This is a genomic window from Heyndrickxia acidiproducens DSM 23148 (assembly GCF_000374345.1).
GTDB lineage: Bacteria > Bacillota > Bacilli > Bacillales > Bacillaceae_C > Weizmannia > Weizmannia acidiproducens.
In genome coordinates this window covers 1-11,654 of sequence record NZ_KB894041.1, presented here as the reverse complement: position 1 = coordinate 11,654, position 11,654 = coordinate 1, and the positions used below count along the sequence as shown (strand labels likewise).

Annotated in this window: 11 protein-coding genes, 1 pseudogene and 1 CRISPR repeat array; of the genes and pseudogenes, 10 read left to right on the top strand and 2 right to left on the bottom strand. The window is 39.6% G+C overall.

All coding sequences use genetic code 11. From position 1 onward, the window contains the following. Window positions 1–296: direct repeats of the CRISPR family, unit length 33 nt; unit sequence GTCGCACTCCATGTGAGTGCGTGGATTGAAATA. A gap of 92 nt (window positions 297–388) precedes the next feature. Then, window positions 389–1,879: pseudogene (locus C232_RS18910) on the bottom strand (IS5 family transposase). A gap of 247 nt (window positions 1,880–2,126) precedes the next feature. On the opposite strand from C232_RS18910, the gene C232_RS0116930 reads away from it, so the two are divergent. From C232_RS0116930 to C232_RS0116875, 10 genes are all read left to right on the top strand, one after another. Then, on the top strand, window positions 2,127–3,176 hold the full coding sequence (locus tag C232_RS0116930) for a 2,3-butanediol dehydrogenase (protein WP_018665338.1): 1,050 nt from the start codon (window positions 2,127–2,129) through the stop codon (window positions 3,174–3,176). 200 nt (window positions 3,177–3,376) lie between these two features. Continuing rightward, the gene (locus C232_RS0116920) at window positions 3,377–4,093 is read left to right on the top strand and encodes a GntR family transcriptional regulator (RefSeq protein WP_018665336.1); all 717 of its coding nucleotides are present in this window, start codon (window positions 3,377–3,379) and stop codon (window positions 4,091–4,093) included. Between the two features lie 152 nt (window positions 4,094–4,245). After that, entirely contained in the window at window positions 4,246–4,569 is a 324-nt protein-coding gene (locus C232_RS0116910; RefSeq protein WP_018665334.1) for a (2Fe-2S)-binding protein, read from the top strand. After that, window positions 4,559–5,650 carry an NAD(P)/FAD-dependent oxidoreductase gene (locus tag C232_RS0116905; protein ID WP_018665333.1) on the top strand — a complete coding sequence of 364 codons (1,092 nt, stop codon included), beginning with the start codon at window positions 4,559–4,561 and terminating at the stop codon, window positions 5,648–5,650. The genes C232_RS0116910 and C232_RS0116905 overlap by 11 nt, the downstream gene beginning before the upstream one ends. Window positions 5,651–5,672: 22 nt before the next feature. Next, a complete protein-coding gene (locus C232_RS0116900) occupies window positions 5,673–5,987 on the top strand; it encodes a (2Fe-2S)-binding protein (RefSeq protein ID WP_018665332.1) in 315 nt (104 codons plus the stop codon). Further along, window positions 5,980–7,074, top strand: a complete 1,095-nt coding sequence (locus tag C232_RS0116895) for an NAD(P)/FAD-dependent oxidoreductase (RefSeq protein ID WP_018665331.1) — start codon at window positions 5,980–5,982, stop codon at window positions 7,072–7,074. Before C232_RS0116900 ends, C232_RS0116895 begins: the two co-directional genes overlap by 8 nt. A 36-nt stretch (window positions 7,075–7,110) precedes the next feature. Next, window positions 7,111–8,178, top strand: a complete 1,068-nt coding sequence (locus C232_RS0116890; RefSeq protein WP_018665330.1) for an ABC transporter substrate-binding protein — start codon at window positions 7,111–7,113, stop codon at window positions 8,176–8,178. A gap of 111 nt (window positions 8,179–8,289) precedes the next feature. Further along, window positions 8,290–9,354 carry an ABC transporter ATP-binding protein gene (locus tag C232_RS0116885; RefSeq protein WP_018665329.1) on the top strand — a complete coding sequence of 355 codons (1,065 nt, stop codon included), beginning with the start codon at window positions 8,290–8,292 and terminating at the stop codon, window positions 9,352–9,354. A 4-nt stretch (window positions 9,355–9,358) separates the two neighbouring features. Then, window positions 9,359–10,282 carry an ABC transporter permease gene (locus C232_RS0116880; RefSeq protein WP_018665328.1) on the top strand — a complete coding sequence of 308 codons (924 nt, stop codon included), beginning with the start codon at window positions 9,359–9,361 and terminating at the stop codon, window positions 10,280–10,282. Beyond that, window positions 10,279–11,076: an ABC transporter permease gene (locus C232_RS0116875; protein ID WP_018665327.1), complete on the top strand. Its 798-nt coding sequence runs from the start codon at window positions 10,279–10,281 to the stop codon at window positions 11,074–11,076. The genes C232_RS0116880 and C232_RS0116875 overlap by 4 nt, the downstream gene beginning before the upstream one ends. A gap of 356 nt (window positions 11,077–11,432) precedes the next feature. On the opposite strand, the gene C232_RS20150 is transcribed toward C232_RS0116875, so the two are convergent. Next, window positions 11,433–11,654 (bottom strand): hypothetical protein (locus C232_RS20150; RefSeq protein ID WP_040400259.1); only part of this gene is annotated, 222 nt, incomplete at its 5' end.

Here is an 11,654-nt window from a genome sequence, read left to right as displayed (position 1 = left end):
GTCGCACTCCATGTGAGTGCGTGGATTGAAATACAGCCAATCTTGGATACAGAAATTGACTTTTTGGTCGCACTCCATGTGAGTGCGTGGATTGAAATAGTCTGTTTGCATCTAACAGGAGGAAAAGTAATGGTCGCATTCCATGTGAGTGCGAGGATTGAAATTCTCTGCAAAACCGCTATCTTTCCAGCCTTACACGTCGCACTCCATGTGAGTGCGAGAATTGAAATCTTAAAGGATTGATGCTATTAGGCAGCAGTTATGTCGCACTCCACGTGAGTGCGAGGATTGAAATTATTGTTGAAAATCGGTTTAACTCATTTATAATTATTTTCATCTCAATTAAGAGATAGGCCAATCCAACTGCACTTAGGGCTTTCTGAACGAGTCAGATACAAGCCAGAATCCTATTATCAAAATATAAAATGGTGTTGTGTGAAAATCTCAAAAAAGAGCCCTCAGCTTTCGCTCCAGATTCAGTCTGTAAAATTGAAGGGCAACTACTGTTTCACCGGTCTCCTGAAGGCATGCTTGAATAAGGCCCAGCCCATACTTGCGCTTACCTTCGCCAAATTTGCCTTCAATGGCATTACGTTCAGAGACATCCTGTCTTGCTACACATTCCAAGTTTTTGTCTTCCGTTTTTGATGGACGTCCCAACTTTGGGCCACTCAGACGAATGCCAAGAGATTTGCAGTATGCCAGATTATCACGGTTTCGGTAGATTTTATCTGCCAAAATCGCTTCCGGATAAAATCCGACCAGTTGTAGTAGTTCTCGGCAGACTCCCTGAGGGTGATCCCTTCATTGTAATTTTCCCAGTCGAGTCGCTCAATCAAGGTATAGCCACCTACAACACTGATTGCAATTTTTAAACTGAACTCTACGTTCGTTTTTACCTTGCCATGCACAGTTGGATGGACATGCGGTTGGGAATGCTCACAATCCGGTGTGATTTCTTTTTGTACATTTCTGCCTGTTGGCGGTAAAGCTCATGAATCACGAGGAGTTGCCGGTATTTATCTTTGCTCAAAAGAGACAAGGGGCTTTGGGTAACGAGATTTCCAATGATCTCCAGATCCCATTTCACATAGCCAAGCTGTTTGCCGACAGCTTCCCGGATTTTTTGAGCTCCAGCTTTGCGTTGCTTGGTGACAGAAAAATAGTCCTTTCAGGCCCTTTTTCTGTAGGTCCATCGCTTTTGTAACTTTCCCTTAAAGGATTCATGTAACACATCAATGATATATTGCAGTTTTTCACAAGCTTCGTTCAACAGCCCAAGATCTGTAGGATAAGCAATATCAGCCGGCATACATGTAGCGTCCAGGGTTAGTTTTCCATTGTTCTCGTTTTAGCAGGACTGGATTGATTCACTAGGATTTTCTTTCAACCCTGTATCACTTAGATGATTTTCGTCATCATCATGGTTATCGTTGTCACTATCTTCGTTACGGATCTCTCCAGATTGTTTTTTTCTGTTCTTCCAAGACGATACACCCATTGAGTTCATTAATGATATTTGCGCCAAGACGTTTCCTGAAACGAGGCATCAAAAAATGGTGGAAGGGTGCCTTTTCCTGGAATTCAGGCAATCTGATAAAATACTGAGTATACGGATTTTCCATGATCTGCTCGACAGTTTCTAGATCAGGTAGCTTAAGGCATTCTTTAATGTAGAGATCTCACAGAGCGATTCTTACAGAGTAAGCTTGTTTGCCTTTGAATTTATTCTTGAAGGACTTGGCATATTTTTCTTCAGCCTTCCGCCAAGGGATAATTGAGTAGAACGGACCCGGCGATTTACTTTATTTAATTTTCCACCAAATGGTAGAAAAAGATCTTCTACAAAAGTTAATTGATGTTCGGTTTTTCGGTACATTGAAAAGGCCTCCAAGTGCAAGGCTTTTTACATATTTTCCATAAAATCCTTACACTTTATATTCAAAAAAATGATCAAAATTCTTGTCAAATCTGAATTTTTTCTTGTTCAGCAAGACCTAAATTTTAATAAAAACAAAAATGTAAGCGTTTCGATTGCTATTTATAAATACTAATATTACTATAATAATAGAGTAATTGTTAAAAACAATATTCGCATGAAAACAAGGCAAAGGGAGTGTAACTGTATGAAAGCAGCAGTTTGGCATGGAGAAAAAGATATTCGCGTTGAAGAGGTTGATTTGCGTCCGTTAAAGGAAAATGAAGTGAAAGTAAAAGTTGCATGGGCCGGCATTTGCGGCAGCGACCTGCATGAATATCAGGATGGTCCGGTATTTGTGCCTGTCAACGAAGCAAATGAGTTTACCGGTGAAAAAGCGCCGTTGACAATGGGGCATGAATTTGCCGGCGTGATTGAAGAAACCGGATCAAAAGTGACCAAATATAAAAAAGGGGACCGGGTTGTGATTTATCCGACGATTACCCGTGAACTCCATCCGGATGAACTCGACCGTTACGATGGCTATGCTTTTATCGGCCTTCATGGCAACGGCGGTTTTGCCGCATACGCCAATATTCCGGAAAATAATATTTACAAAGTACCGGATACCTTATCCTTGGAAGAATCCGCTCTGGTGGAACCGACTGCAGTTGCCGTCCAGGCTGTAAAAGATAGCGGCTTAAGATTTGGCGATACCGTAGCGATTTTCGGCGCAGGTCCGATCGGTTTACTAACAATAGTAGCGGCACGTGCAGCCGGCGCCAGCAAAATCATTGTTGTCGACCTGTCGCAAATCCGCTTAGACCTGGCGAAAAAAGTTGGCGCAACCGATGTGATCAATTCCGGCGAACAAAATGCCGTCCAGGCGATTCACAATCTCGTTCCCGGCGGCGTAGACGTTTCGTATGAAATCGCCGGCGTGGCGCCAACTTTTAAACAAGCGATTGATGCAACAAAAGCCCGGGGCACAGTGGATATCGTATCTATTTTTGCCCGCCCGATCGAATGGAACCCGATCCAATTGACAAATACCGGCGTCAATATCACATCATCCATTGTATACACGAAGAAAACATTCCAACAAACCATTGATCTGATCGCATCCGGCCAATTGAAACCGCAAGCCGTCATCACCGACCATATCCAGTTGGATGAAATCATTGAAAAAGGTTTCGAAGCCCTGACAAAAGACAAATCCCAGGCAAAAATCCTCGTTCAATTAAGCGGGGAAAAGTAATCGTACGCATAGATGAATCACCCATAAGCGGGTCTGTCCCAAAAATCAGTATTGGGACAGACCCTGTTTTTATTTTGGAAGATAGGGGGTACTCTTAATAAAAAATAAAATGGTTAGAAAAATTCACAATTCTAATGTAATTGATTTTTTCTTGATTTATAATAGTTTTAAAGGTGAGTATAGTGAAAAAGGGGAAGGCAATGAATAATGAAATATCGGCACCACTATATATGCAAGTACAAACGGTTTTGGAGGAAAAAATAAGAAAGGGGGAATGGGAGAAAAACTTTCAATTGCCAAGTGAAAGAGAGCTGGCTAAGCAATTTAATGTCAGTACGATCACGGTAAAAAGGGCAGTTCTGGAATTAGTAAATAAAGGCCTTCTCTACCGGCAAAGGGGGAAAGGTACCTTTGTAACAGCTGAAAACAATGAGAAAGATCTATACAACCTAATTGCTTTTGAAAGCAGGAACAACAAACAGGATCACCCTCATTCTCTTTTATATTCTGAGTTGGAAGCAGCAGGCAGTTCAATTGCTAAAAAAATGAACATCCGTTCTGAAACGCTCGTCTATAAATTTTCCAGATTGAAACTGGAAGAAAACCATCCTGTTGCAATCGAATATTCGTATATTTCTTATTCTCTCTGCCCGGATTTTGACGTAAAGCAGACGGAAAATAATTTGATCTTTCATGTACTGAAAGATGACTATGGCGTCCATTTAAGCCGTGCCAGAATCTATTTTTCAAGTGAACTGCCGGACAGTGAGGAGGCGGAAATTTTACAAATAGAAAAGAACAATCCCTTGTTTATTTTGGAAAGATACACATACACGGAAAAAGAAGAAATCATTGAGTACTCGAAGTTTATTATGAAACAGGAAAATGCCAGTTATTACTTAGATATATCTCTTTAATTGTTATGAAATTATAACTTTTATAAGTTTTGTTTAATATTTTGGGTGAGGATAGATCAAAAAATGGTTTTCCAACATTTCTTTAAAGGCAAGGAAGGTTCATTCGGGGATTATAATATTATAACTTTATACTTTTTAAAGGAGAAGATTTGATGAAACAGTCGAACCCATCGAGCAGTCTACAAGAAAATCAGGAGGAAGTGTCATTTTCTTTTGAAGGCAGAAAACTTAGAGCCCGGAAAGGTCAATCCGTTGCTGCTGCTTTGATAAACAATGGCATTAAAAAAATAGCTGTAAGCAAAAAGTTCGGGCAGCCAAGAGGAGCGTACTGTTTTACAGGGAGATGTTACAGCTGCACAGTGAATATAGAGGGCTGCTCACATGTCAGGGCATGCATGACCCCTGTCCAGGAAAATATGAAGGTTGAAATGGCAAAAGGTTATTTTGATATAAGGAATGATAACAATGGATTGTGATGTATGCATCATTGGAGGGGGACCATCAGGCTTAGCAGCTGCTTGGCAAGCGGGGAAAACAGGGTTATCCGTCATCATTGTTGATGAAAATCAAATGCTTGGAGGACAGTTAAACCAGCAGAGGCAACTGATTCAAAATTTACCGGGTATCTTTACAAACCAACAATTAACGGGTTTTGAACTGGCAGATGAATTGGTCCATCTGATTGAACCTTATGATGTAAAACCTTTAACCGGATTTAGTTTTATTGGTGTAGAAGCGGATGGAACAATAGGAGTGAATAATGGAAGAGAAACACGGAAAATCCGGGCAAAATCTATCATTGTAGCGACTGGAGCAGCGGAGGAGCCTATTTTGTTTCCTGGTTGGACCTTGCCAGGATCATTTTCAATTGGTGCGATGCAGATCTTAATCAACCGGGAAAAAATTGTTCCGGGCAGAACAGCTGTAATGATTGGATCAGGCAGTCGAACCTGCCAAGTTGCAAGTGAGATGCAGCAGGCAGGTATAACCGTTGCGGGGGTGATAGAAGAGAGAGACAAATTTGACTATTCTCCATCAGATTTGCAGCGCCTGAAAGAGTTAAACATTCCCCTTTTTGCCGGTGTATCCCAGATCAGAGCAGAAGGAGAAGAAGAAGTGGAAAGCATTCACTTTAAGGCCGGTGATGGGAAGGAGCAATCGATAAATACAGAGCTTGTTTGTATAGACGGAGGTCTGTCCCCCATTGTCGAATCTAATTTTATATTGGGATACCAATTGCAGTTTAATCCTGATTTGGGGAATTGGATTCCATCCTATGATTCCTGTTTTCATACAAGTGCGCCAAATGTATTTGTAGCCGGGAATGCTGCAGGGATTACCAGTCATGGGGCCATTTTGATTACCGGTCTGATCGCAGGTTTAAGTGCAGCCGAGGCACTTGGAAAATATCCGGATAAGGAAGCTGTTTCGAAACAGCGGAAAAAATGGTGGAATGAACTGAAAACAGTTGAAATGGCTTATGATTCAACCGTTTATCAGGCAAGAATGCAACATGTGAGGCAATTTGAACAGGTGAAAATCAAACAAATGTCTTAAAAAACAAATGGAGGCGGTCATATTGAATGAAGAAACAATTATTTGTCCCTGTGAAGATGTTACCTATTCGGATTTGGAATCCGTTCTTTCATTGGGCGCAGAGACCTTTGATGATGTTAAAAGATTTACAAGATGTGGCATGGGGCCTTGCCAGGCAAAGGCATGCTTTTATCAGGTCTCCAAATTGATAAGCGAACGTAAACAGATCCCATTATCGAAAATTCCTTACACGCATATGAGATTGCCGCTTAGAATGATACCCTTGGAATCTTTGCTCAGAGAAGACAAGGAAAAACCAGTGAAAACTTCGTTAAGTGAAGGTCATGCAAATGAATAATCAACATGAATATGAAGTGATCATCATTGGTGCCGGCGTGGTTGGAAATGGAATTGCGTACCATCTTTCAGAAAAAAAGCAGAAAAATATTCTGGTTGTGGATAAAGGCTTCCCGTTATCCGGAACATCCGGAGCAACCCAAGCTTGGGTATGGGTACATGGCAAAAAACCGGATGCTTATGCCTATTTTACAAAGTGCAGTGCAGAACTCTATCCTGAGTTGGAAAGGAAAATCGGTGATATTGAATATGCACGGACGGGCGGTATCGAACCATTTTTTTCTGTTGAAGAAATGAAAGAAGCTGAAAAAATGGTACAGTCTCAAAATAAAGCGGGAGTTCCTGTTGAGTTATTAAACCGGGAAGAAGTGTTAAAAAAGGAACCTCATTTTTCCCGAAATGTTGTAGGGGCTACATATAGTCCGGTGGATGGCAATGTAAATCCCTTTAAACTACTGGAAAAATATATAAAAGCGAATCGGGACCAAGGTGTCACCTTTTCTTTTTATAATGAAGTCACCGGAATCGACAAGAAGGCAGGAAAGTTTGTTGTGAACACCCAAAAAGGAAAATTTACGGCGGAAAAACTTGTGCTGGCTGGAGGACTCTGGACTAAGAAACTGGGCGCTTTTCTTGATGTATCTGTCCCAATCAAGAAAGTGAGGGGACAGATCATCGTGACAGAGCCATTAAAACCATTCATTCACCATACAATCGGCGGAATGATGAGACAAATGCAGTGCGGCCCTGTATTAATTGGCTATTCAATGGAGAAGGTTGGCTATGATCGTAGAAGCACACTCAATATGATTCAGGAAACTGCCAAATTCGGAATACAGTACTACCCTGATCTAGCCAAAGCCAATGTAGTGAGGTGCTTTTCGGGAATCAGGGTGGTTCCGGAAGATGGCATTCCCATTTTAGGGAAAGTACCTCAAGTAGATCAATTATACATTGCTGTAACCCATAGCGGTGTTACTTTATCTCCGTTAATCGGAACTTTAATGTCTGAACTGATTATGAAAGATACGACTTCTATTTCTATAAAAGATTACCAGATCAGCCGCTTTTCGAAGCAGCCGGTTTAAAGGCAAACTACTATAGATTGTGGGGGAACCTGAATAATGAAAAAAATATCGATATTTCTATTGACCGCTTGTATCGCAATGATCGTATCTGCCTGCGGAAAGGCAGAAAGCTCAGTTGGTGCTTCTTCTAAAAAGACACTTGTTGTTGCAGCGTATGGTGGTAGTTACGAGAAGGAAATAAAGAAAACGATTATTCCACAGTTTGAAAAAAAGTACAATGTAAAAGTAAAATATATAACCGGCAGTTCTGTGGATACTTTATCAAAATTGCAAGCACAAAAGGCAAACCCGCAAATTGATGTCGCTATAATGGACGATGGCCCGCAGGCTCAGGCAAGATCATTTGGGTTGTTAGCCCCATTAGATAAGAAAGTTGTAACGAATCTAAAGGACACTTATGATATAGCCAGATTGCCAAAAGATATTGGTGTTAGCTTTGGTATTGTTGCAACTGGGCTGGCATACAGCGAGAAAGACTTTGAAAGCCAAAAAATAAAACCGGTGGAATCATGGAATGACCTAGCTAGACCGGTATTTAAAAATAAACTAGTACTGCCTTCCATTACCAATTCATATGGCATCCATATGCTGGTAATGCTCGCAAAGGCGAATGGCGGAGATGAAAATAATATTGAACCGGGATTTAAAAAGCTAAAAGAAGTTTCGAAGAATGCCGTGACTTTTGATAAAACTGCGGATGTTTCCAACTATTTTCTTCAAGGCCAAACCATCGTTTCGGCGTGGGGGAGCAGCCGTGTTCATACATTAAAAAACAGCGGTTTTCCTATTGAATTCGTTTATCCGAAAGAAGGGACAGTTGCCCTTATGACTACAGCCAATGTAGTAAAAAATGCCCCGAACGGTAAGCTTGCACAAAAATTTGTAAACTATGTCATTGGTAAGGATGTACAAAAAGAGTTTGCCAAAACTTTATTTGATGGTCCTGTAAATAAAAAAGTGAAACTGACAGGTGATATCACTAATAAAGTTGTTTATGGGAAGGAAAATGTAAACAAATTAGTGACGGTTAATTGGGATGTAATTAATAAAAAACGGGCTGAATGGACAGAAAGAGCGAATAAAGAAATCGAGATCGCAAAATAACAATCTTTTACCTGCTGGCAGATGGAGAGAATCCTATACTAATGAAGTCTCCATCTTCTGGAGATTTACCTGGATCTTCAATCATTAGGAACAGGAAGGGGATGGGATGGTATGAGCTTTTTAAAAATAGATGGGATCAGCAAAAAATTTAAAGATGTAGAAGTGGTAAAGGAACTTTCGTTGGATCTCGAAAAGGGGGAACTCGTTTCTTTCCTAGGACCTTCAGGTTGCGGCAAAACGACTACCTTAAACATGATTGCAGGATTTTTGGAAATTGACAAAGGCGATATTCAGGTTGAAGGCAATTCTATAGGCCATTTGCCACCCAATAAAAGAAATATGGGCATGGTTTTTCAGAGCTATGCGCTTTTTCCTCATATGACCGTTTTTGAAAATGTTGCTTACGGTTTGAAACTGAGAAAAGTAAAAAAAGCGGAGATCAAAAAGAGAGTAGAAAAAGCACTTAAGTTGACACAGTTATCAGGTTTTGAACAAAGATATCCGAAAGAATTGTCAGGTGGACAGCAGCAGCGTGTGTCAATTGCAAGAGCGATCGTGATACAACCTAAGGTTTTACTTTTAGACGAACCTCTAAGTAATCTAGATGCAAAATTACGTAAACAAATGAGAGAAGATATAGTAGAAATTCAGAAGAACATTGGTATTACGACGATCTTTGTGACCCATGATCAAGAAGAGGCATTGGCCATTTCCGATCGAATTGCTGTGATGAACAGAGGTAAAATTGAGCAAATAGGTTCTCCGTTTGAAGTTTATAATCACCCGAAAACGGACTTTGTATCTGAATTTATTGGGGAAGTGAATGAATTTAAAGGGAAAGTGCTGAAGACAACGGAAGATTGCTGCGTAGTGGATATTTATGGCTTAGAATTTGCTATTCCGATTGAATTTGCAAACGGCACTGAGATATCTTTTTTTGTACGGCCTGAAAATATTCGTATTTCAAAAGAAAAACCATTAAATCATCCATCAATTTTTTCAAAGGTTGAAAGAAAAATGTTCCTTGGTTCTAAAATGAGATACACACTTTTTATTAAGGGACAAAAAGTCATCGCTGATATTTCAAATAACGAAAAGGACACGGTGGATTTAGACAAAGATAGTGGAGTATATATTTATTGGAAAAATGATGAACTCTTAAATATTCGGGGGTGAGAGAATGAAGCAAAATTTAACGGTGGAAATTCCTAAGCAGCCAACTTTGGTAGAAACAAAGAAAAATACCGGCAATAAAAAAATGAGTTTTGTAATGCTTTTACTCCCGGTTTTGTTTCTATTTCTCCTATTCTTTTTTGTACCGATGATTGTTTTATTTATTACAAGTTTCCGGACATTTAATCAATCAATAGGGGTAACAAATCATTGGACGCTCCACAACTATGCACAGTTCTTAAGTGATTCTTCCTATCTGCTTATATTATGGAGGACGTTGAGAATCGGTTTTATCACAACAATCATTTGTTTAATAATTGCCTATCCATTTGCTTATCAACTAATAAAATTGCCGGAAAAATTAAAACGTCTGGCAACTTTATTAGTGTTGTCTCCCTTGTTGATAAGTATGGTCATTCGAAGTTATGGCTGGGGCATACTCCTCGGAAAAAACGGCCTTATTAATCAACTGCTTGTAAACTCAGGGATGATTCAAACGCCGCTCACTCTTATGTATACAGAGTTTAGTGTAATTTTAGGAATGGTTCATGTGGTTTTTCCTTATATGGTATTAAGTATTATGGGATCGTTGGAAAGAATTGATAGTAGTTTAATCAGAGCGTCTAAAATTCTTGGTGCTGGATCTATGAGAGCATTTTTTGGTGTAACGTTGCCCCTAAGTTTGCCGGGCATATTTGCAGGATCAGTTATGGTTTTCAGTTTAACGGTTAGTTCTTTTGTAACGCCGTCTATTTTGGGTGGAGCAAAAGTTAAAGTAATGTCTTATTTAACCTATGAACAATTTACAAATACGCTCAATTGGCCCTATGGAGCAGCTATCGGATTCATTCTTGTACTCATTTCTGTTATCACATTAATTGTATATAGCAGAATATTAAGCTTTTCAAAAAAGGGAGTGACCTTTCAGTGAAAATAAAGTTTGGAAGCATTTTGCTGGCTGTCTACTCGGTCGTGATTCTCTTATTTCTATTAACACCAATCATCGTGATTGTATTATCATCTATCACTAAAACAAATTTTATCGCTTTTCCGCCAAAAGGCTTTTCCTTAAAGTGGTATCGGGCGATAATGGATCATCCTGAATTTATTCAGTCCCTAACCTTAAGTATATATGTGGCATTTGGAACTGCTCTAATTGCCACTTTGTTTGGAACACTCGCTGCTTTGGCGCTCGTTCGACATGATTTTAAAGGGAAAGAAGCAATTATACAGTTGATTCAATCTCCTTTGTTAATCCCTTCTATTGTAATTGGAATTGCATTATTGCAATTTTATACATGGATTGGTATTGCTGCCAGCCCGGTTGCATTGATTATCGGTCACGTTATCCTTGCAATTCCTTTTGTTGTAAGGCTTGTAACCGCAAACCTAGTTAATTTTAATCGAACCATTGAAGATGCTGCCTACATTCTGGGTGCATCCAAAATAAAAGTCTTTTACCAAATTACGCTTCCAATCATAAAGTCGGGTGTCATCGCCGGTGGTATTTTTGCTTTTATTACTTCTTTTGATGACTTGACAGTGTCGTTATTTATTGTCAGTACAGACATCGTGACACTTCCGGTGAGAATTTACACCTATATGCAATACCAATATGATCCAATTATTGCATCTATTTCAACGATCATGATTGTGTTGACAGTCATACTTATTATTGTAATTGAACGGATTATTGGAGTGGGCAAACTATTTTCTGCGAAGTAGTTTTGGATGTTTGTTACACAGCCTTTTCCTAAATTTAAAATTGCAGAATTGGAAGATGAAGCAGCTTATAAATTTACGGCTGGTCATAGCCCCATATTGTACTCATTTGCAAAAAAATTCATCCAACGATTAATTTAGGTACTTGTAACCGTCCGATGTAATAGACAAAGCAGGGAATAAGAGCGGGTATGGTTATGTAAAGGGGAAATAAGAGAACGGTCTTCGGGGAAAGGGGGCCGTTTTCGATGTTAAATTAGGTTGAATAATGAGAGAATAAAACCTGAATCCGTGACAAAAACCTAATTTGCGGCATTAATAGGTAGATTTCATTGTGCAGCCTTCCGGTAAGTGACTGATTATTTGTTAAACAGTAGTTTTCTTGTTTTCAATCTTTGAAAAAGCTGTTCAGGTGATTTTCCAGGCACAACAAATAAACTTGCCACTTCCATTTTTTTGCAAGTTTTACGGCAATGTATTGGTACTGGTTCATGCCTGATTAGAAAAAGGCATAGTAGAGGCGTCCGAAAACTGGAAGCCATTTGTTGGTTGAACTTATTTTTAGCTTCCACTGCCTTCCT